General features: G+C 70.8%; 16 protein-coding genes. 4 read left to right on the forward strand and 12 right to left on the reverse strand.

All coding sequences use genetic code 11. From position 1 onward, the window contains the following. The 3 genes from AC16DP_RS20665 to AC16DP_RS20675 form a co-directional block, all read right to left on the reverse strand. A partial coding sequence (locus AC16DP_RS20665) for an Imm52 family immunity protein (protein WP_483956829.1) occupies window positions 1-643 on the reverse strand: 643 nt, incomplete at its 3' end. Between the two features lie 12 nt (window positions 644-655). After that, window positions 656-2,257 (reverse strand): Tox-REase-5 domain-containing protein, encoded by a 1,602-nt coding sequence (locus AC16DP_RS20670; protein WP_329727804.1) that lies wholly within the window; start codon window positions 2,255-2,257, stop codon window positions 656-658. Window positions 2,258-2,404: 147 nt separating this feature from the next. Next, complete coding sequence (locus AC16DP_RS20675) at window positions 2,405-3,424, reverse strand: transglutaminase domain-containing protein (protein WP_329727805.1); 1,020 nt, start codon at window positions 3,422-3,424, stop codon at window positions 2,405-2,407. Window positions 3,425-3,491: 67 nt separating this feature from the next. Between AC16DP_RS20675 and AC16DP_RS20680 the strand changes: the two genes are divergently transcribed. Continuing rightward, entirely contained in the window at window positions 3,492-6,653 is a 3,162-nt protein-coding gene (locus AC16DP_RS20680; RefSeq protein WP_483956830.1) for an ABC transporter substrate-binding protein, read from the forward strand. A gap of 3 nt (window positions 6,654-6,656) precedes the next feature. On the opposite strand, the gene AC16DP_RS20685 is transcribed toward AC16DP_RS20680, so the two are convergent. The 8 genes from AC16DP_RS20685 to AC16DP_RS20720 form a co-directional block, all read right to left on the reverse strand. Then, the gene (locus AC16DP_RS20685; RefSeq protein WP_329730469.1) at window positions 6,657-8,735 is read right to left on the reverse strand and encodes a hypothetical protein; all 2,079 of its coding nucleotides are present in this window, start codon (window positions 8,733-8,735) and stop codon (window positions 6,657-6,659) included. Window positions 8,736-8,822: 87 nt separating this feature from the next. Next, a complete protein-coding gene (locus AC16DP_RS20690; protein WP_329730470.1) occupies window positions 8,823-9,182 on the reverse strand; it encodes a hypothetical protein in 360 nt (119 codons plus the stop codon). Then, entirely contained in the window at window positions 9,179-9,322 is a 144-nt protein-coding gene (locus AC16DP_RS20695; protein ID WP_329730471.1) for a hypothetical protein, read from the reverse strand. The genes AC16DP_RS20690 and AC16DP_RS20695 overlap by 4 nt, the downstream gene beginning before the upstream one ends. A gap of 56 nt (window positions 9,323-9,378) precedes the next feature. Beyond that, window positions 9,379-9,993 (reverse strand): DedA family protein, encoded by a 615-nt coding sequence (locus AC16DP_RS20700; RefSeq protein WP_329730472.1) that lies wholly within the window; start codon window positions 9,991-9,993, stop codon window positions 9,379-9,381. A gap of 11 nt (window positions 9,994-10,004) precedes the next feature. Continuing rightward, window positions 10,005-11,072: a radical SAM protein gene (locus tag AC16DP_RS20705; protein ID WP_329730473.1), complete on the reverse strand. Its 1,068-nt coding sequence runs from the start codon at window positions 11,070-11,072 to the stop codon at window positions 10,005-10,007. Continuing rightward, a complete protein-coding gene (locus AC16DP_RS20710; RefSeq protein WP_329730488.1) occupies window positions 11,069-11,308 on the reverse strand; it encodes an anti-sigma factor family protein in 240 nt (79 codons plus the stop codon). Before AC16DP_RS20710 ends, AC16DP_RS20705 begins: the two co-directional genes overlap by 4 nt. A gap of 60 nt (window positions 11,309-11,368) precedes the next feature. After that, window positions 11,369-11,986: an RNA polymerase sigma factor gene (locus AC16DP_RS20715; RefSeq protein ID WP_329730489.1), complete on the reverse strand. Its 618-nt coding sequence runs from the start codon at window positions 11,984-11,986 to the stop codon at window positions 11,369-11,371. A gap of 46 nt (window positions 11,987-12,032) precedes the next feature. After that, complete coding sequence (locus tag AC16DP_RS20720) at window positions 12,033-12,614, reverse strand: DNA-3-methyladenine glycosylase (RefSeq protein WP_329730474.1); 582 nt, start codon at window positions 12,612-12,614, stop codon at window positions 12,033-12,035. On the opposite strand from AC16DP_RS20720, the gene AC16DP_RS20725 reads away from it, so the two are divergent. Continuing rightward, on the forward strand, window positions 12,546-14,324 hold the full coding sequence (locus AC16DP_RS20725) for a 4-alpha-glucanotransferase (protein WP_329730475.1): 1,779 nt from the start codon (window positions 12,546-12,548) through the stop codon (window positions 14,322-14,324). The two genes, AC16DP_RS20720 and AC16DP_RS20725, sit on opposite strands and share 69 nt — an antisense overlap. 65 nt (window positions 14,325-14,389) lie before the next feature. On the opposite strand, the gene AC16DP_RS20730 is transcribed toward AC16DP_RS20725, so the two are convergent. Then, complete coding sequence (locus AC16DP_RS20730; RefSeq protein WP_329730476.1) at window positions 14,390-14,707, reverse strand: hypothetical protein; 318 nt, start codon at window positions 14,705-14,707, stop codon at window positions 14,390-14,392. A gap of 164 nt (window positions 14,708-14,871) precedes the next feature. Between AC16DP_RS20730 and AC16DP_RS20735 the strand changes: the two genes are divergently transcribed. Continuing rightward, the gene (locus tag AC16DP_RS20735) at window positions 14,872-17,127 is read left to right on the forward strand and encodes a BamA/OMP85 family outer membrane protein (RefSeq protein ID WP_329730477.1); all 2,256 of its coding nucleotides are present in this window, start codon (window positions 14,872-14,874) and stop codon (window positions 17,125-17,127) included. After that, complete coding sequence (locus tag AC16DP_RS20740; RefSeq protein WP_329730478.1) at window positions 17,124-21,818, forward strand: translocation/assembly module TamB domain-containing protein; 4,695 nt, start codon at window positions 17,124-17,126, stop codon at window positions 21,816-21,818. Before AC16DP_RS20735 ends, AC16DP_RS20740 begins: the two co-directional genes overlap by 4 nt. Window positions 21,819-21,860 lie beyond the last annotated feature (42 nt).

Here is a 21,860-nt window from a genome sequence, read left to right on the forward strand (position 1 = left end):
TGGCCGTCATGGGCTCGGGGGAGAGCACGAGGAGCCAGCCCAGCTTTCCCACCGGCTCGATGCGCACGGGCGCGGGCAGCGGCGGCAGCTTCCCCAGGCGGCGCGACAGGTACGTCAGCCAGCCCACCCGGACCTCTCTCTTCCTCTTCTTGATGAGGCGAACCATCTCGGTCGAACTGGCCATGGCGTAGTCGGGATCCCACGCCGTGACCGCACTGGTGAGCACCTCGGCCAGCACGGGCGAGCGGACCAATCGCTCCCAGACCGTGCTCTTGCAGAGTGGGGCGAACAGGCACGAATTGCCCCCCCACGGGGAGTATTCGCCACAATTCAGGTGGACGTGGATGGCATCCTTCTTGGCATTCCACACCATCTGATGGAAGCCCAGTTCCTCGATGACTTCCTTGCCGACGTCGGTGCGGTTCCCGCCCTTGAGGAAGAATGCCTCCAACTCCTTCATCTCCGGGCGCACGGGCCAGCCCGGCAGCTCGCGGGGAAAGCCCCGGCCCGCCCGGTACCATTGAGCGAACGCCGGGTCACACCGCGCCAACATGTGGAAGAAGAGCTCCGCGCGACGGGCGCACTCCAGCGCCGTCTCCTTGCGCGGTCCCCAGTACGCCCCGGCATAGAAGTCCTCCTGCATGCGCGCTCCTCCCTACTGCGCTGGCCGTGTATGGCGGACGGTGATGTTGGCCAATTTGTCATCTCTCTCGAAGAGCTTGCGAAGGAACTCCGCGACCTTGGCATCGGCAACGTGCCAGGTCACCGGCATCCCCACCTGCTGGGCCATCTGCGATTGTCTCCTGGCCTGATCCATCATCTGCTTGAACTTGCCGGAATTCATGTACCAGGTCTTGGGCGAGCCATCCGCCTCGAAGAAGGAGCAGTAGCCGGGGCCCTTGGCCTCCAGCAATTCCCCCAGCTTGATGCCATCGAACTCCAGGTTGCCCACCAGGTACACCCACCACGCGGGCCGCCCCGTCACCTGCTCCTGGTAGTCCTGGGAGCGCTTGGACTCGTTGGTGGGCTTCTTGTACGTCCACCTGCCGGGGCTCCGCGCCGGAGCCTTCTGGGACGCCTTCCCCGACTTGCCGCTCGCGCCGCCAGTGTTGCCGCCCCGGCCCTTCCCCGCCATGTGGAGGATGGAGAAGGCACTCAGGTCCACGCCCACCGTGCCCGCCGCGCCCGCCACCACGGCTTCGCCCAACACCAGCTCTCCCCTGGCCGTGAGCGACAGTCCTGGCAGGTCCGCTCCCAGTCCGCCCATGCGGCCCACCGTGGCCCGTGCGCCTCCGAGCAGCAGGAGCAGGTGCGTGGACAGGCGCGCTGCCTCGCGTATCTGGTCCTCCCTCGACATGGCGCCGTAACGCGCGAAGTACTCGGGCGAGGTGGCCATCAGGTACGCCACCGTCGTGGGCAACTGGCCCAGGTCCTCCAGCGTGCGGATGGGGTTGAGGACGGAGTGCGCCAGCGCCAGCGTCATCTCTCCCAAGGCGTCCTGGGCCCCATCCAACGCGGCGTTGAGTGGATCCCTCCCCAGGCCCAGCTCCGCCAGGGGCTCGCTGTCCTCGCGCCGCAGCGCCTCGGTCACCGGGTAGTAGAGTCCCCCGTGTGAGAAGTAGAAACCGCCCACCACGAGGCGGCCCACCGTCCACTCGCCCTCCACCAGTTGCAGAGGGCCCCGGCGTTGAAGGGGCGTGCCATCGAGCGCGGCCACCAGGTAGCCGTCCGGACGCACCATCACCAGCCGCTCGAAGCGCTCGGCGCGCCACTTCAAGTCGGCGTACTCCACGCGCTCGCCCCCCTCGAGCACCTCGCGCAGCAGCCAGCTCAGCGCCAGGCGCGGGGCGAAGCTCCGCTGTGTCACGGGCGTCTTCGCCAACCGGCCCAGGAGTTGGCGCGCCTGCTCCAGGTAGAGCGCCGCGCCCGCCGGGTGCCGCGCCTCTTCCCCGAGGCCGCTGGCCTCCTGCACCACCTGGAAGAAGTCCTTCGTCTGGAAGAACTCCTCCGTCTGCTCGGGGAATCCCCCCGCGGAGCCCTCCGGCGCTCCAGGCGCGGCAGTGGCAGCGAGTTGCCGGGGTTCGGAATCGCTACGCAGCGCGGTGGGCCGCGAGTGGAGCCCGAAGCCGCTCGTCAGGCTCGCGCGCGGAGGGGCCGTGGCGCACCCGCCGACCAGGACGAGTACAGCCACATGCAGGAGCACCGTGGCGCTCCAGCGGCCCGGCCCACCGCTCGCCCAGTGGTAGACGTCTATCATTGATATACTCCAATGTACGCACACATGAAACCTGACTGGTAGACGTCTACCAGTGAAGTCCCCAGAGACGACCTTTCACACCTCGGCTGGGCCCGGCTCAACACAGGCCGGCGCACCGCGGAGCCGATGCAGCTGGAGGATCCAGCCTCAGCGCGACAGGGGCTGACGCACCACGCGGTGCTCGCCGCGCAGCAGCGCCAACCACCGCTCCCCGGCCTCCACCGAGGGCCCTCCCGGCTCGGTCACGGCGAGCGGCAGGTGCGTCTCCCGGGTGACGGGGTCCAACGAGGTGGGATCCAGATCCAACGTGCCGCCTCCCGCGAGCCCCACGCGCACCCAGGCATGAGGCCGGCCCGGGCCTCCGTCCACGACGAGCAGCCCGTGCACCAGCGCCACCTTCCGTCCCCGCGCCGCCGCCCGGGCCGCGAAACGCAGCGCATGGGCCAGACACCCGCCCGCCTCGCCCTCGCCCCGCTCGCTCCAGTCCGCGGCCCCCGGGCCCTTCTCCGGAAACGCCGCGTGCACCGCCTCCGCGAGCGCCCGCGCCTCCGCCGCTCGCCAGTCCGTCAGCCAACCCGGCCGCACCACGAGGGGCCAGGACGGTGAGAAGGCGAGCGGGCCCGACGTCCCCTCCACGGGCACGCCGTCCGCGAAGAGCTCCGGTGGCGCCCTCAGCCGCACACCCGGTGCCACCGCGGTGAAGCGCGACTCGCCCACCTCCAACGCCGCCATCCGCCCGCGCTCGTCGTAGCGCGCGGTGAAGGGCTGGCCGAACATCGTCCCCTCCACCCTGTCTCCCCGCACGGCCGTGACGCAGTGCGGCCCCTCGCGGCCCGACAGCTCCTCCCGCCCCGTCACGCAGCCGGGGGCACGGGGGCCGCGCCACAGCCACAGCGCCTGCGGGATGCTCGCACGCCCCACCACCGTCTCCCCCGGCCCCACCTCCAGGGAGACCTCCTTCACCCGCTCGCCCACGTGCTCGCCCCGGGTGTGCAGGTGACGCGAGGTATAGGTGAAGCGCTTCACCTCCGGTGCCAGGGAGAGGGTGACGGTGCCCACCGGCACCCCCTTCCAGGCGAAGACGAAACGCGCGGTCTCCCGGGGAGGGAGCGGCGGAGCGCCCCCCGCTGGCAGGGCGAGCAGGAGAGCGGAGACGAGCGAGAGCACGCCCCCAGTCTGCGCCGATTTGAGGACCCCGGCGAGAATGCACGATACGGTGGGACTCCGTTCACCCATGGTCGCCAAAAAGTATCTCCTCACTTTCATGGTCGTCGGGGGGCTCACGCTCGCCATCGGCCAGGGCACCCTCCTCAAGCTCGTCACCGGCCAGCCCGCGGACTGGAGGGGCTGGGCGGTGCTGCTGCTGGGCACCCCGCCGCTGCTGCTCCTGGCGAGCTACTTCTTCTGGTACAAGTGGGCCGGAGAGCGCGCCGCGCAGCGCACCCGGCTGCTCACCCGGTTGGCCGAGGGAGACCTCACCAACAACGCCTACAGCGGCGTGGAGGATCAGCGCGAGGTGCGCCGGCTGCTCTTCTCGCTGCGCCGCGCGCTCAGCCAGGTGCAGCGGGTGACGAGCAACGTGCGCCGCACCTGCCAGGGCGTGTCCGAGGAGGTGCGGGTGCTGCTGGAGGCCGCGCGCCGCCAGGGCGGAGCCGTGGAGCGCTCGCAGGAGTCGGTGAACAGCATGGGCCAGAGCCTCCACGCCGCGGGCAAGCGCGTGGCCCAGCTGGAGACCTTCGCCCAGGAGACGAACAGCTCGCTGGTGGAGATGACCGAGCGGCTCGGGCAGGTGGCCGAGGCGCTGCTCTCGCTGGACGAGTTCTCCCACCGCACCACGCAGCAGGTGCAGGCCATGAGCGAGCGGCTGCACCACATCGCCTCGTCGGGTGACGAGCTGGCGCGCTTCGCCAGCGAGGCGGAGGCCTTCGTCCAGGTGGTGCACACGGGCATCGACGCCGTGCGCCACCGGGCCTCGGAGACCAACCAGCTGGCCCACGCGGTGACGGCCACCGCCGAGCGCGGCGAGGTGCTCGTCAACGACTGCGTCCAGGGCATGTACCGGGTGGAGGAGACGGTCCGCAAGGCCGCCGAGCTGGTGGACTCGCTCGGTGTCCGCTCCACGCAGATCGGCCGCATCGTGGACGTCATCCAGGAGATCGCGGACCAGACGAACCTGCTGGCGCTCAACGCCGCCATCATCGCCGCGCAGGCCGGTGAGCAGGGCCGGCCCTTCGGCGTGGTGGCCGATGAGATCCGCAGCCTGGCCGAGCGCACCGCGCGCTCCACGCGGGAGATCGCCACCATGGTGGGCGGCATCCGCCGGGAGGTGGACACGACGGTGTCCCTGGTGAAGGAGGGCCGCGAGCAGGCCAGCACGGGCGTGCAGTTGGGAGACCGGGCGGCCGAGGCGCTGATGGAGATCCGCACCATCACCCAGCGCACCTTCTCGGCGGTGGAGGCGACGCTGGCCGAGACGAAGCGGCTGGAGATCCAGGGCTCCACGGTGGTGGACGCCAGCCACCGGGTGGCGCGGCGCGTGGACGACGTGACGCGGGCGGCCATGGAGCAGGCGGGGCACGGACGAGAGCTGGTGCACCAGACGCAGCAGATGGCGAAGCTGGCGCAGGAGGCCTCGCAGAAGGCGGAGGGCCAGGCACGCACGGGCCGGGACTTGTCCGGCGCGGTGGTGCGGTTGAGCACGGCCATCGAGGAGATCCGCGCGGCGCACGGCGTGCTGATGCGCGGGGACGCGGCCATCGGCGAGGAGGTGGCGCGGGTGCGGGAGGACGCGCTGCAGGTCATCCGCATCGGCGACGGACTGAGCCGCACGGTGGAGCAGCTGGCGCACGAGGCGGCCAGCCTGGATGGCGAGGTGTTCCGCTTCCGGCTTCCGGAGCCGAAGACGGGCGGCACGGTGCGCGCGGGCATCCACCAGACGGCCTTCGTCCGGGCCCTGGGCGGGTTGGATCCGCTCTTCGCCGTGGACAACCAGCTGCTGGAGATGAGCTGCTGCGTCTTCGCCAACCTGCTGCGGCTGGACGACGGCGTGCTGGTGCCGGACCTGGCCGAGCGCTGGGAGGCGGATCCCTCGGCGCGCCGCTACCGCTTCCACCTGCGCCAGGGCGTCACCTTCCACGATGGGATGCCGCTGACGGCGCGGGACGTGAAACGCCACTTCGAGCGGCTGTTGGACCCGGCGGTGAAGTCGCCGGACCGCACCCTGCTGGAGGACGTGGAGGGCGCCCGGGCCTTCGCCTCGGGCCAGGCGCGCGAGGTGACGGGCATCGAGGTGCTGGATGAGCAGACGCTGGAGATCCGCCTGGAGGAGCCCAAGGCCTTCTTCCTGCAGTTGATGGCGCTGCCGCGCACGGCGGTGGGCCGGGTGAGCCCGAGTGGACAGGTGCTCGGCACGGGCCCCTACCGGCAGGTGGAGTTCGGGCAGGAGCTCATCGTGCTCGAGCGCAACCCCACCTACTGGCGCCAGGGACAGCCGCTGTTGGATCGGCTCGAGTTCCACCTGGTGGACTCGCGCGAGCAGGCCGTGCTGGCCCTGCAGGAGGGCAAGGTGGACCTCGTCTCGCACCTGTTCTCCATGCACGTGGGCTCGCTGGAGGTGGACGGGCAGCAGGTGGTCACCAGCACCACGCCGTCCACGTCGTTCCTCGGCTTCAACCTGCGCGAGGCGCCGTACAACGACGTGCGGGTGCGCAAGGCGCTCCGGGCGGGAATGGACTTCCAGGGGCTGGTGGATCGCTTCCACAAGGGCGCGCGCATCGCCCGCACGGTGACGCCGCCGGAGCTGCTGGATGACGAGGGCCGCCTGCCCGAGCCCCGGCTGGACATCCCCCTGGCGGAGCGGCTGCTGCGCGAGGCCGGTATCCGGGTGTTGCAGCTCACGCTCTACTTCGCGAAGGGACGGGACACGACGGCCGAGGACGCCGTGCTCTTCCGGCCGCTGCTCGAGGCGGGGCTGCTGGAGCTCAAGCACGTGGAGCTGCGCGCGGAGGAGTTCGCGGAGCGGCGGCGCGAGGGACGGCTGCCGGCCTTCCGGGTGGGGTGGATCGCCGACTACCCGGACCCGGACAACTTCCTCCACTTCCACCTCAATTCGAAGGCGCAGACCGTCTACTCGATGGGCTACCGCAACGTGGAGTTCGACAGGCTGACGACGGAAGCGCGCATCACCGTGGACCCGGAGCAGCGCAAGCAGCTGTACCGGCTCGCGGAGAAGATCGCCCACGACGAGTGCCCCGTCATCCCCATCTTCCACCACCGTGTGTACGCGGCGGCGAGCGGGCTGGTGCAGGGGCTGCGGCTGCACCAGACGCCTCCGCAGGTGCGCTTCGAGGACCTGTGGCTGGAGAAGCAGGAGCAGCGGCTGGAGCGGAGGAGCTGAGGCTCAGGGGCTCGCGCGCCGCGAGCCGGAGACGCCGGACGCCTGGGACCACCCGCGCGTCTCCGCCGTGATGAACGGCTCGAGATTGAACGCCTCCAGCCGCCAGGTGCCCTCCCGCTCGAGCACGACGTAGACGGAGTGCCCCGCGTAGGTGGCCCCCACCACGCGGGGAGTCCCGGGCAGCGGGCACATCATCAGCCGCTCGCCCGCCGCGAAGACCTGGAGGTGGGCCCGCGTCACGCCCTCGAGCCGCATGCTCGTCACGGTGCTCACCCCACCGCCCTGGACCAGCGCGGCCTCGTGAAGCACCCCGGGAGCCTCGTCCGGGAAGACGGGCACCTCCCAGCGGACCGCGCCGCCTCGCGCGTCGAACGCGCGCAGCAGCACCCCTTCCTCCTCCAGAGCGCAGGCCGTGCCGTCGGTGCGCGGACACGTGCGGGCGAAGGCGTAACCGGTGTCCTCCAGCAGCAGCACGGGCTCGTCGAGCGGCCGGACCGCCGGTGTGCCGGCGTCCCATCGCGCCACGGAAGGCAGGCCCCCATCCACGCCCACGAAGGCGCGCGTCCCCGCGAAGAGCCAGTCCCCCGCCACGGCCAGCGAGGCCCCCGACTCCGGCACCTCCTCGAGCAGCGGGACGGCGCGGAAGCCCGTGCCTCCGTCCTCGGGCTCGGCGCGCACCAGGGGCCCGCCCGCGGCGAAGAGGAATACCTCTCCGCGCGAGTCCAGCGCCACTCGTGATTCTTCCGCGAAGCCCTCCATGGTTCCCTGGCGCAACACGCCGCCATCCGAGGCGAGCACCACGAGCGCCGGGTTCCCACCCGTCCACGACACGAGCGACACCACGTTCCCCTCGGGTCCGAGCGCCACGCGCCCCGCGCCGGTGGAGGGAGCCCCCGCTCCCGGAGGCGCTTCGAGGCTCGCGAGGGGAACGCGCCACTGGGGAGCCCCCGTCGCCGAGGAAGCATAGGACTCGAGCGCCCCCGGCGCGTGCAGCACCACGCCCGCGTCCGAGACGGCGAGCAGCGCGCGCGCCGTGCCCTCCGGATAGGGCGTCTCGAAGCGCAGGAAGCCCTCGCTCGTATAGGACACCAACCGGCAGCCGGCATCGCCGTCACAGACCGACGCGAAGAGGGACTCCCCCTGCGAGAGCAACACCGGCCCGACGGGCGAGAACGAGGGCTCACCACCGAGCTCCTGGGCGAAGGCGGGCATGAGCTCCGTCACGTCCGGACGCACGCACTCGCCGGCAGTGCAGTGGCCCTCTCCCTGGCAGGGCGTTGCGGGCGAGCAGAGGAAGCCCTCGGGGGTGGGGACCTCGCGGCAGGTGCCGGAGAAGCACAGCCGGGCGGTGACACAGTCCACCTTGCCGCAGACGGAGAGGTCGCGGGCATCCACCTCGGTGCACCCCTGCTCGCGGTCGCACAGGCCCACGCGGCAGGGGTTTGCCGGCGAGGGACAGGCCACCGGCGAGGTGATGCACCCCTGCTCCGGCGAGCACGCATCCCGGGTGCACGGGTTGCCATCGTCACACGTGCGCGGCGAGCCCACGCAGGCCCCCGCCTGACAGCGTCCATTCTCCTGACACCGGCTGCCGGGGATGCACGCGGCGCCGTCCGGAGACTCCGACTCCACGCACACGCCCGTCTCCAGCTCGAAGCGGGACTGGCGGCACGGCGCCGAGGGCACGCACGCCAACGGTCGCACGCCCTGCCCTCGCAGGGCCACCTCCACCGTGCGCCCTCCAGAGGATAGAACCAGCGTGCCCTCCGCCGGACCATTGCCCGCCGGGAAGAGCACCTCCAGCGGCACGGAGCTGGCACCCGGGACGGACACCTCGGCCTCGGCCAGGGAGAAGGGACCGCCGCGCACCGCGGCGGAGACGGTGACACTGGAGCGGCCGGTGCCCACCACCGTCACGGGGCGGCGCGCCGTGTCGCCCTCGAGCACCCGGCCGAAGTCGAGCACCCGCGCCTCCACGTCGAAGTCCCCGCGTGTGCCTCCCACGGGCGGCTCGTCACACCGGCAACCGCCAGCGAGCACGAAGGCCACGAGAAGCAGCAACCACGGATGGGAGCGGAGCATGACCGCCACTTGATCGCGGCTCCGCGCGTGCGCTCAACGCCTCCCGAGGACGACGGATGGATGAACGACAGTTGAGGGAGTTGGTGCTCAGCCCCGTTGCGTGGCAACGAACTCCGCGGCGAGGTCGAGGAACTTCATGATCACCTTGACGTGGTCGCCACCGCAGTCGTCGAGAAACTTCTTCACCCAACCTCCACCCTCGGGGAACTCGTGCTTCACGTCCACGAGCCAGTCCACGAACCGGCCCCACTCCTCATCGGTGAAGCCGTTGCGGTAACAGCAGTGCAGATAGCCCGCGATATAGGACCACATGTTCTCGGCGTTCTCGGCCCCGAAAAACAACCACAAGGGCCGCCCCCTCCGGGCCTCCTCCCGGATCCCCATCAACACATCCAACACGAAGACGGGACGGTCACGCTCCGAAGGGGTCGAGCTCCGCGCGCTCATAGGCTGCTCACCACTTCCAAGAGAGGAACACCATCGTGCGCCACCAACCGTTTGAGGTACTCACTCAGAACCATTCCCTCCGGCCCGGTGAAGGCATCATAGACCTTGTCCTTCATCATGACCGCGTAGTGCGTGCCCATGTCGGATACCTGAATGGTGCTCTTCGGGTCCCCTGCTACAGGTCCCACCGCCGAGCTCAGGTGGTCTGCGCCTTCCGCTTCGCCAGGGCGCGCACCAGCGCCGCCACCACGCCCACCACCACCAGCCCGAGGACGGCCCACTGGTAGCGCCACATCAGCTCCTCCAGCCGCTCCAGGTTGCCGCCCACCGCCGCGCCCAGCGCCAACACCAGCCCCGTGTGCGCCATCGCCGACAGCGCCCCGAGTATCAGCGCGTTGCTGCGCGGCATGTGCGCCGCTCCCGCCGCCACGAAAATCAGCCCCCGCACGCCCGGGATGAAACGGTTGGCCAGCAGCAGCCACGGCCCCTTGTGCCGCATCTGCGACTGCACCGCCTCCAGCCGCGCATGGCTGATGCCGAAGAACACATCCCCCGGCTTGCGCTCGAAGCGCCCCACCAGCCACCGTCCCACCTGGTAGTTGATGAGCGCTCCCACCACGCTCCCCACCACCACCACCAGGAACACCAGGGGCCAGGGATGCTCACCCCGGACCGCGTACACCCCGCCCAGCAGCGTGATGGTGTCCCCGGGGAACGGCGGCACCACGTACTCCACCGCCGCCGCCAGCCCGAGCACCAGCAGCCCCAGCAGTCCGATGTGGGAGATGAGGTTGTCGAGGAACTCGACCATGCCCCGGCAACCTAACCAGCGGCCACCGGAGGCGGCAGCACCACGCCGCCGTATTGTGAAGCTTCCAGCGTCCCGCACGCCGCCCCGATGTCCTTGCCTCCCGAATAGCGCCGCGCAATCGGCGCTCCCAGGATCTGCAGGTGGTCCCGGAACGCCTTCAACTCCTCGGCCGAGGGCGGCAGGTACTTGCCCGTTGGATCCGTCACATCAATCAGGTCCACCTTGATGGGGATGCCCTCGAAGGCCGTCTTCAGCGCCTCCGCGTCCTCGCGCCCCAGGTTGAAGCCGCTGATGGCCACGTAGGCGATCATCGCCCGCTCGCGCCGCACCGTGGCGTACTCGCGGATGGCGTCGATCAACTCCGGCAGCGGGTGCGTCTTCTCGATGGGCAGCACCTTCACCCGCTTCTCCGGGATGGCGCTCGTCACCGAGAAGGCCAGCCGGTACGGATGCCCCTCGCGCACGTAGCGCCGGATGGCCTGCACATGGCCCGCCGTGGAGAAGGTGATGGAGGGCCCGGCAATCGCGAAGCCCGCCGGGTGGGAGAGGATCTGCGCCGCGCGCAGCGTCTCCGTGTAGTTGAGCAGCGGCTCCCCCATCCCCATGAACACCACGCCGCGCACCGGCCGGTCCGCCTCGGCGCGGACCTGCATCACCTGGTCCAGAATCTCCCAGGTCTGCAGGTTGCGCTTGAAGCCCAGCTTGCCCGTCATGCAGAAGTCACACGCCAGCGCGCAGCCCACCTGGCTGGAAATGCACACCACGTACTTGTGGTCGAAGATGGGGATGCGCACCGCCTCCACCCGGCCCCCCAGGGGCGAGGCGAAGAGGTACTTCACGAAGCCGTCGTCGGCCTTGCGCCGCTCCACCACCTCCAGGCGCGTCATCTCCGTGTTTTCCCGCAGGAATTCCGCGACGCGCCGCGGTACCTGCGGCGCCTGGCACACCTCCTCGAGCGAGGAGGCCCCATGGGCGAACACGGAGGCGAACACCTTGCGCACCGCGACCGCGGAGGGCTCCACGGGGGCAAGGGCCTGCTGCAGCTCCGGCAACGACAGCGACTTCAGGTTGAGCTTCACGAAGCGCTCTTGATGCGCGCGCGTAGGTATTCGGTGAGCTTGGTGGAGACTTCCTTCGGCATCTGCTGGGCCATCGCACGCTTACACAGCCCCGGCGTGGCCTTGTAGGTCCGCAGGAAATCGACGCATGGCGCGCACCCGGACAGGTGCTCGCGCAGGTGTTGTGACTCCTCGGGCGACATCTCGCCATCGAGGAAGTCCAACAGGAGGTTGATGGCGTCTTTACACGTGTACATCCGGACCTCGGCCGTGGACTGCCTCGTCATTCACGAAGATGCCCAGCCTCCCGATGGGTTTCACCCGCCCGCACTGCCTTCTTGATTGTAGAACCGGTCAATGGCTTCGCGAAGCGCGAGCCGTGCGCGGTGCAACCGGCTCTTGATGGCGGGGATGGAGTCCCCCGTCACCTCGGCGATCTGTTCGTAACTGAGGCCCTCCACGTCTTTCAAGAGAAAGACTTCCCGGTACCCCTCGGGCAGGCGGTCGGTCGCCCCCTGGATGGCCCGCCCGAGCTCCGCGTCCAGAATCTTGCCCTCGGCGCTCCGGCTCCAGTCCTGGGGGGGGTACTCGGCCAGGCTCCCCCGCTCGGTGAACTCCGGGCCCTGGAGCTCCTCCTCGGCCGCCTGCACCACCCGCCGGTGCCTCAGCCGCATCAGCGCGTTGTTGGCGGCGATCCGGTGCACCCACGAGCCGAAGGCCGCGTCCCCCCGGAAGTCCTTGAGGTGTTGATAGGCGGACAGGAAGGTGTCCTGGGTGATTTCCGCGGCATCCGCCTCCGAGCGCGTCATCCGCAGCGTCAGGCCGTACACCTTGTCCCGATGGGCCTCCACCAACGCCTCGAAGGCGCTGATGTCGCCGGCCTGGGCCCGCGCCACGAGCTGCCGGTCCTCTTCCTTGACGGCCTCGTCGGACATCTCATCGGACATTGGGGGCGCACCCTTCCAGTCATGCCGTGCCCCGTCAAGACCGCTTTCCAGGACGGCGGGCCGGTGGACGGCTCACGTGTTGACTGTCCCGGATCCACAACCGGTAGGGCTCCCGGGCCCACTCCCCGGCGTAGTCCACCCCGATGCGTGGGCCCCGTGCCACCCGGGCCTCCGGCACCGGCTCGCCCGGCGTCAGGTGGAGGGCCGCGTCCTGCAAATCCCAGCGGTTGTGGGCCAGCGTCAGCCCCAGGGCCCGGCACAGCCGCCCCGGCCCGTCCGTCCGGGCGTCCTCGGGCAGGCCCTCCACCGGCTCCACCGCCCGCACCAGCACCGCCGAGCCCACCCCCTCCTCGTCCGTCACCACGTTGAAACAATGGTACATGCCGTAGATGAGGTAGACGTAGGCCCGTCCCGGCGGCCCGAAGAGGACCTCGGTGCGGGGCGTGCGCCCCTTGGAGGCGTGGCAGGCCAGGTCGTGCTCGCCCACGTAGGCCTCCGTCTCCACGATGCGGCCCACCCGCCGCCAGCCCCCCTGCTCGAGGACGAGGTGGGTGCCGAGCAGTTCCCGGGCCACGGTGAGCGCGGGGCGCGCATAGAAGGAGACGGGGAGTCGCACAGGACGAGAACGGATGCCGCCCCCCCCGCCTGCCGTCAATGGCCGGGGCCAGGAGGGGGCCCGGGGGGTCTCCCCAGGCGGACAGGCGGACAGGATGACGCCCGCCTGAGCGCAAGGACAGTTCACACCCGGGGGCACGTGGTGCATTGTGCGCCCACCATGGCTTCCACCGGCCGGCTCTCCGGTCTCCTGCTCCCGCTCTTCTCCCTCCGCTCGAAGACCGACTTCGGTATTGGCGACTTCGGCGGTTTCGACGGCCTCTTCCAGTGGATGGAGGCGGCGCGCCAGCGCCTGCTGATGCTGCTGCCGCTGCTCCCCACGTCTCCGGGCGACCCCAGCCCCTACTCCACGCGCTCGGCGTTCGGGCTCAACGCGCTCTTCATCAACCTGGAGAGTGTGCCCGAGTTCCACGCCACCGGCGGCGAGGCGGCGCTCTCCGACGAGGAGAAGCGGATGCTCGCCGAGGCGCGCGCGGCCCCCCGCATCCGCTACGACCTGGTCTTCCGCCTCAAGGGCGCGGCCTTCCGGCGGGCCTTCGACCACTTCGACCGCACCGAGTGGCCCCACGCCCCGCGCGCCAGGGAGTTCGACACCTGGCGCAAGCAGCAGGGTGAGTGGCTGGAGAGCTACGCGCTCTACACCGCCATCTCCCATGAGCGGCACCAGGCGCCCTGGTGGGAGTGGCCGGAGCCGCTGAGGAACCGGGAGCCCAAGGCGCTCGAGGCCGAGACGGCGCGGCTGGAGCACGAGGTGCGCTACCACGCCTGGCTGCAGTGGGTGGCCGAGGTGCAGTGGAACGCGGTGCGCGAGCGGGCCCGGGCGCGCGGCGTGCTGCTGTGCGGGGACGAGCCCTTCATCATCGGCCAGGACAGCTCGGACGTGTGGGCGCACCCGGACATCCTGCGCCGCGACGCGCGCCTGGGCGTGCCGCCGGATGCCTTCTCCGCCACGGGCCAGGACTGGGGCCTGCCCTACTTCGACTTCGAGCGGATGGAGAAGGACGACTACCGCTGGCTCAAGTCGCGCGCCGTCAAGGCCGCCAGCTACTACGACCTGCGCCGGGTGGACCACGCGGTGGGCTACTTCCGCCAGTGGATCCGCGACGAGAAGACGCCCACCGGCCGCTTCATCCCCGACACCGAGGAGGCCTGGAAGCGCTACGGCGAGAAGAACTTCCGCCTCCTGTCCAAGGACGCGGGCATCGTCGCCGAGGACCTCGGGGTGATTCCGCCCTTCGTGCGCGCCATCCTCAAGGACCTGGGCCTGCCGGGCTACCGGGTGATGCGCTGGGAGCGCGACGACGCCGTCTACCGCAACCCGCACGAGTTCCCCGCCGTGTCGCTCGTCACCACCGGCACCCACGACACCGAGCCCGTGGCCGACTGGTGGGAGAACGCCGCCTCCCAGGAGGAGCGCCTGGCCATCGCGCGCGTCTACCCCGAGTTCCAGGGCCTGGGCGTCACCAAGGAGTTCTCCCCGGACATCCACCGGGCCATGCTCGCCGCCGCGCTCAACGCGGGCAGCGACTTGTGCGTGCTGCCCTGGCAGGACGTGCTCGGCACGCGCGACCGCATCAACCTGCCGGGCTCCATGAGCGACGCCAACTGGTCCTACCGCATGAGCCAGAACGTCGAGGACCTGCTGTCCACCGAGGAGACGCGCAAGGCCGCCGAGCGGCTGGGCCTGCTCACCGCCTCGGCGCGCCGCTGAGGTGTCCGCACCGGCCCGGGCCCCTCTCCCCGGAGGGGGCCCGGTGCCACCGCGCTACCTCCGCCCTACCTCGGCGTCATGCACTTCACCTGGCCGGGGAAGCCGTCGAAGATGGCGCACTCGTTGCCCTGTTTGGCGCACTGCAGCCGCTCGCACACGTCGAGCGTGAGGCACAGCGCGGGCGAACGGCCGTACTCGAAGAACACCTCGAGACAGGCCTCATCCGCGTATTGGCAGCCAAAGGTGGTGCAGTAGGTGAGTTGCCTGTCCGGCGAGCCCAACGTCTGCCCTTCGCGGATCTGCACGACCTCGTCCTCGCTCACACCGCACGAGGTGAGCACCACCAGCGCCGCCGCCAGGAATCCTCTGATTGGCCATGACATACGGCCCCACTCTGGAACAGGCGGGCGCCGGATGCACGTCCCACGCGCCTCCGGGCGCGATCCAGCGGACAGAGCCGCCTCCCCGGAGGGCATCAAATGTCCGCTGGCGGAGACGCTCCACGCGGAGCGGGTGCATCCCGGGCCGTCCGGGCTATGTATCCCAGGTGGACGTCGCGGACTCCCTTCTTCGCCAACTGCTTCGCGGTACCCGCCTCCTGCTCCTCCTCGCGGCCGGGTGTGGCTCCTCCTCGCGCGCCACCCGGCCGGACCAGCCCAAGGTGGTGGACCTGAAGATCGAGGGCGCCGACGAGGTCAAGGCCTCCGACATCAAGGAGAAGATCGTCACCAGTGAGACCCCCTGGTGGGAGCCGCTCAACCCCTTCGTGGGCCCCAACTACTTCGACGAGAACGCGTGGCTCGCGGACCTGCGGCGCATCAAGCGCTTCTACCAGTCGCAGGGCTACTACCAGATGCAGCTCGAGTCGGAGCAGCTCGAGGACACGGTGGTGCACAAGGGGGAGCACGCCGTCGCGCTCCGGGTGAAGGTGGCGCAAGAGGGCAATCCCACCCGGGTGGGCACGTTCGAGGTGAAGGGGATGGAGGGGCTGCCGCCGGAGCACGCCGCGCGGGTGCTGGCGGAGCTGCCGCTGGAGCCGGCCCGGGAGGGCGAGGAGCGGCCCATCTTCCGCGAGGAGGGCTGGGAGGAGACGAAGGAGCTGATGCAACAGCGCCTGCGCGAGCTGGGCTACGCCGAGGCGGAGGTGGGCGGCGAGGTGCAGGTGGACCTGGCGACGAGCGAGGCGAAGGTGCTGTTGGAGGTGAAGCCGGGCCTGCGCTACCGCTTCGGCAACATCTTCGTGGCCACGGACGCCAACCCGCAGGTGAAGCCGCGGCGCATCATCGAGCAGGCGCAGGGCGCCATCCGCAAGGGCGAGTGGTACAGCGAGTCGGCGCTGTCCGAGGCCCAGTCGCGCGTGTTCCGCATGGGCGTGTTCGGCGCGGTGAAGGTCAACCGCGGCGCGCCGGACCGCGAGGCCCGCACGGTGCCGGTGGTGGTGGACGTGCGCGAGGCGCCCTTCCGCTCCATCCGCCTGGGTGGCGGCATCGGCCTGGACGCGGCCCGGCAGGAGGTGCGCGCGGTGGGCGAGTGGACGGACCGCAACTTCTTCGGCGGCCTGCGCCGGCTCACCGTGGGCGGCCGGGTGGGCTATGCCTTCATCCCCGACATCCGGGCCGCCTTCGATCGAATCGACTCGAATGGGGACGGCGTGTTGGACGCCCCCAACCTCAGCACCCCCCACGGCCTCGTCTTCCAGCTGTCCACCCAGTTCGAGCAACCGCGCTTCCTCGCCCGCGACCTGCGGCTGCAGACGACGCTCACCGGGGAGCGCGGACTGGAGCAGGCCTACAACTTCATCGGCGGGCGCCTGCGCGGCGGCGTCATCTGGCAGCCCTACCCCGAGTTCTCCCTCTTCCCCAGCTACAACCTGGAGATCTACCGGCTCCAGGGCCAGCGGGGCCTGCAGGACCAGACGACCGTGCCGCCCCTCGTGCTGGGCTGCCCCGCGGGCGGTGGCGCGGACACCTGCAACATCTCGGTGAGCTACCTGGAGCAGGTGGCGGAGTGGGACCGCCGCAATGATCCCATCGCGCCGAAGCACGGCTTCTACACCGCGCTGTCGCTGCAGGAGGGCGGCGGACCCCTCCAGGGCGACTACGACTTCCTGCGCGTGCTGCCGGACGTGCGCGGCTACTACACGTTCGGTGACAGCGAGCGCTTCACCCTGGCGGCGCGGCTGCGGCTGGGCACGCTGCTGACGCCCGTGGTCACCAACGAGGCGGGCGAGCGCATCCGCCAGGAGAGCGCCATCGTCAACCGCTTCTTCGCGGGCGGCGGCGCCTCCATGCGCGGCTTCAACAGCCGGCGGCTCTCGCCCATGAACCGGATCAGCAAGGACGCCACCCTGTCCCCCTCGGACCAGATCGTCCCCATCGGCGGCAACAGCCTCGTGGAGACCTCGGTGGAGCTGCGCATGAAGCTGATCGGCAACCTGTACCTCGCCGCCTTCCATGACACCGGCCTCGTGGGCGCTGGACCGTTGAACATCGGCGCCCACCAGTCCGACGTCCGCAAGGAGAGCGGCCGCGTCTTCGGGGACTACCACTACCAGGCCGTGGGGCTCGGTGTGCGCTATGTCACCATCGTCGGCCCCCTGCGGCTGGACCTGGCCCGGAGGTTGAATATCGGCAGGCCCCTGCCCATCTTCGACCCGGCCTCCGGAGCGACGGAAACACTGGGGGGACTGGGGGATTGCTTCGGACTCGGTGGAGTGGACCCCACCGCGGCGGCCACCCACCTCTATGCTGGAAGCCCGGAAGGACTCTGCACGTTCTTCCTGTCGATCGGAGAAGCGTTTTGAAGAAGCACCGGGGTCGATGGCTACTGTGGGGACTGCTCGGTCTCCTCGGGCTGGTGCTGGTGCTCGTGGCCGGCGTGCTCATCTATGCCACCGGACCCGCCGGTGAAGCCCGCCTCCAGGCGCTCGTCGTCCAGCAGGCGAACGAGCAGCTCGCGGGCAGGCTGGAGGTGGGCGGGATGGACATTGGCCCGCGCTCCGTCGTCCTCACCGGCGTGAAGCTGTACGACCCCGAGGGCGAGCTGGTGGCGGAGATAGAGCGGGTGGAGGCGCAGCTGGCGCTCACCCCGCTGGCGAGCAAGCACGTGGTGCTCCGCTCCGCCCGCGTGGAGCAGCCCCACCTCTACCTCCGCCAGGACGAGCGCGGCCTCAACCTCTCGCGCGCCATCGAGTCCCGGAAGCCCCCGCAGCCCGAGGACCCCAACGCGCCGCGCGGCACCCTGCGCTTCACCCTCGAGGACTTCCAGCTCGAGGACGGCTCCGTCGACTACGTGGCGGAGGCCCCCGAGGGCAACCGCGAGGTGCGCCTGGATGACCTGGATGCCACGGGCGCGGCCTCCTGGGCCTCGGCCACCGAGGCGCTCGACGCGAAGCTCGATGCCACCGCCAGCCTCGGCAAGCCCGTGACGGGCCCGGTGCGCCTGGCCCTGAAGGCCCAGGGCGAGGAAGGCAAGCTGAGCGCCGACGTGGACATGAGTGGCCCGGGCCTCGAAGTGAAGGCCACCGGTGGACTGGAGGGCGAGAAGCAGGCCCGCGTCGAGGTGAAGCAGCTCAGCGTGGCCCCGGAGACGGCGCGCGCCTTCCTGCCCTCCTACCCGCTGGCCGCGCCCGTCACCCTGTCGGGCACCGTGGCCCAGGCGGGAGACACGGTGCGGGTGGACCTGGATGCGAAGGCCGCCGACGGCACCGCCGAGGTGGAGGGGGCGCTGGATGTGGAGCGGCTGCGCACCGACGGCCTCACCGCCCGCGTGCGCCAGCTGGACCTGGGGAAGCTGCTGGGCGGCGGACCGAGCACCGTGCTCGCCGCGGACCTGCGCGTCACCGGCGGCGGCAAGAGCCTGGAGACGCTCGATGGCACGGTGGACCTCACCATGCCCCCCTCGCAGGTGGGAGGCCGGACGCTCGGCCCGGTGGAGCTGCACGCGAGCGCGAAGCAGGGCCGCTTCGAGCTCTCCCAGCTCACGGCCCAGGCCCCCGGCGCCAGCCTCGACGCGCGCGGCGGCGGCACCCAGGAGGACCTGCGGCTCGAGGGCCGGCTCGTGGCCTCGGACCTGGACGCCTTCGCCAACACCGTGGGCCGTCTGGGGAGTGGCGAGCCCCTGCCCCTGTCGGGCCGCGGCTCGCTGGACTTCACCGTGTCCGGCCCGGCGCGCCACCCCGCCGCCAGTCTCCAGGGTGGATTCGAGGCCCTCGCCTGGGCGGACACGTCCGTGCAGGGCCTCACGCTCGACGCGCGGGTGCCCGACGTCACCCAGCCCCTCACCACGGATGCGACGCTGAAGGCCACGAAGCTGAGCGCCGCCGGCCGCACCTACGAGGACCTGAACGCCTCGCTCGTCACCCGCGGCCGTGCCCTCGAGGCCACCGTGACCACCGGCGGTGCCACGAACCTCCTCGTGGCGCTCAAGGGCACCGTGGACAAGGACAACGAAGGCCTCGGGCTCGACACGCTCACCCTGCGCTACCCCGAGGCCGGCTGGACGCTCCAGCGCCCCACCCACCTGGGCTGGGGCAACGGCCGCGTGGAGGTGGCCACGGAGAAGGAGCCCCTCACCCTCGCCTCCGGGCCCCAGGCCCTCTCGCTGTCGCTGCGCATGGAGGGCGAGCGCATCAACGCCCGCACCGAGCTGCGCGACTTCGACCTCGGAAAGCTGCCCAAGGCCTTCCTGCCCGCCTCGCTCGACGTGGACGGCCAGCTCTCCGGGCAGGTGGCGGTGAACGGCCGCATGGCCCGGCCGGACGCCACGGTGGACCTCACGCTGCGCGGGGGCCGCTACCAGCAGTACGCGGACCTGGGCTTCGACCTGCGGGGCCGCTACGTGCGCGACCGCGCCACCGGCACCTTCGCCGCCAACGCGCCCGCGGGCCGCATCTCCGCGAAGTACGACGTGCCGGTGCAGGCGCTGATGCAGCACCGCCGCGAGCCCGTGGACCTGGAGCTCACCCTGGACCAGGTGGACATCGGCCCCGCGCTGCGCATGGCCGGACAGCCCGAGTCCGCCACCGGCATGCTCTCCGGCAACATGACGCTCCAGGGCCTGGCGAATGATCCGCGCCTGCAGCTCACGCTGAAGGGCTCGGGGCTGCGCTACTGGGGTGTGCCTCCGCGGCAGCCTCCGCCCGTGGTGCTCGCGCCGGGCTCGCTGCCTCCCGAGCTGCGCGGAGAGCCGCTCGGCTTCGAGCTCACCGCCCGCTCCGATGACCAGGACGGCACGCTCAGCGCGAGCCTGGACCTGCACGGCATCGGCTCCAAGGCCACCGCCAGCCTCGCGACGCCTTTCACCCTCGGCCGGCTGCTGACGAACCCGCCCACGGCGGCGCAGGTGCTGGACACGCCGATGCGCGAGCTGCGCGCCGACATCAGCGAGATGCCCCTGGGGCTGCTGTCGCAGCTGGGCGTGGCCGATCGCGCGGGCGGCATGCTGTCGATGACGGCCAACGTCACCGGCCCCCTGCTGGCCCCCGTGGGCGAGCTGAAGGTGGAGGCGAAGCGGGCCACGGTGAATGGCATCCAGCCACTGGACGGCAACCTCGCGCTGAACACGGACAAGGACTCCGTGAGGCTGCAGCTCGTCGCGCGGCGGGAGAGCACGCTGCTGGCGCAGCTGGACGCCCACGTCGAGGCGCCCATCGCCGCCCTGCAGGACCAGGAGGTGGTGGGCTACATCCCCTTCACGCTCGCGGTGCGGGCCGGCCCCATCTCCCAGCGCGAGCTGATGGGCCTGGCGTCCTCCCACGCCGGAGGGCGGCCGGGCTCGGTCTGCCGGACCGAGGAGCAGGACTCGCGAAGCACCGACATCCAGAACGTCCTGTCGCTGAACCTGCGGGCGCGCGGCACGCTGGCGGATCCGCAGGTGGACCTCACCGCCGGAGTGCAGAACATCGGCTTGAGCCAGATTGGCCTCGGCCAGGCGCGCCTCCACTACACCTACGAGGACGCCCGCTCCGTGTTCAACGCGCTCCTGTCCGCGCCCCGGGGCGGCACGATGATGGCCAAGGGCCAGGTGACGCAGGAGCTGTCCCTGCCCACGCTGCGCAAGGGCGTGGACTTCTCGCGGGCGCCGCTGGACGTGGACGTGGACGCGCACCAGTTCGACCTGTCCTTCCTCTCCGGCTCGCAGCTGCCCATGGTGCGCACCATCGGCGGCGTGCTGCGCATGGAGAAGGTGCACGTGGGCGGCACGGTCGGCGCGCCCACCTACCGGGGCACGCTCGAGTGGGTGAAGGGCCGGCTCGCCCTGGAAGGCATGGGCGACTACCAGGACATCCACGTGGCGCTCGACGTCACCGACAAGCACCTCAACCTCTCGGACCTCTCCGCGAGCAGCGGCGGCGGCACCCTGAAGTTCCAGGCCCGGGCGGATCGCACGTCGGCGGAGGCGTACTCGCTCACCGGCGAGGGCAACCTCGACGACTTCCCGCTCGTCTACGAGGACCAGCTCCTGGCGCAGCTGCGCCTGCGCACCGAGTTCGAGGGCGAGGTGTCCAGCCGGCTCGTCAACCTGCGCAACCTCTTCATCCCAGAGGCCCACATCCTCCTGCCCGAGGCCAAACGCAAGGATCTCCAGTCTCTGGACCGGCCCGAGGGCATCGTCCTGGTGTGCAACGGAACGCCGATGAAGGCATCCAGGCGCAAGCGGACGCCTCCCGCGGACACGGCCAGCCCGGGGACGGCCACGGGAGGCGCGGGCCCGGTGCACGAGGACGAGGAGCCGCAGCGCCAGTACATCGTCAACGTGAACGCGCCGAAGAACATCTGGGTGCGGGGCTCGGACGTCAACGCGGAGGTGGGCCTGTCGGAGAACTTCCGCGTCGAGTACTCGGACGCCACCTCCATCTACGGCGAGGTGCGCGTGCTGCGCGGCGAGGTGGAGGTGATGGGCCGGCGCCTCACCGTGCAGAACTCCAGCCAGGTGCGCTTCACCGGCCCGGCGGCCATGCCGTACATCAACGCCACCGCCGAGTACGCCAACGAGCGCGCGGGCGTGAAGGTCTTCATCACCGTGCGCGGGCAGGGCAAGGAGTTCACCATCAAGCCCACCAGCGAGCCGCCACTGCCGGAGACGGAGATCTACACGCTGCTGGCCACGGGCCGGCGCACGCTCAAGGCGGGCGGCGGCGGGTCGTCGATGAACCAGGAGCAGGTGGCCTCGGTGCTGGGCTCGGCGCTGGCCTCGCAGGCGCGCAAGGCCCTGGCCGCGAAGCTGCCGCTGGACGTGTTCACCATCGAGGCCGGCGAGGAGGGCTTCTCGGGGGCACGGCTGGAGGTGGGCACGTACCTCACGGATGACTTGTACCTGGGCTACACCGGACGCCTGGGCGCCGCGCAGACCCAGTCCGGCTCCAGCACCCGGCGCGAGAACAACAACGCCGTGCGGCTGGAGTACCAGTTCAGCCCGCAGTGGAGCGTCGAGGGCGAGTACGGAGACGCCCAGCAGGGCGGCGCGGACGTCATCTGGAGCAAGGACTACTGACAGCCCGGCGGCTTGACGGGCGTGCTTGCGCTCCCGTGTGGG

The sequence above is a fragment of the Archangium sp. genome (assembly GCF_057119385.1).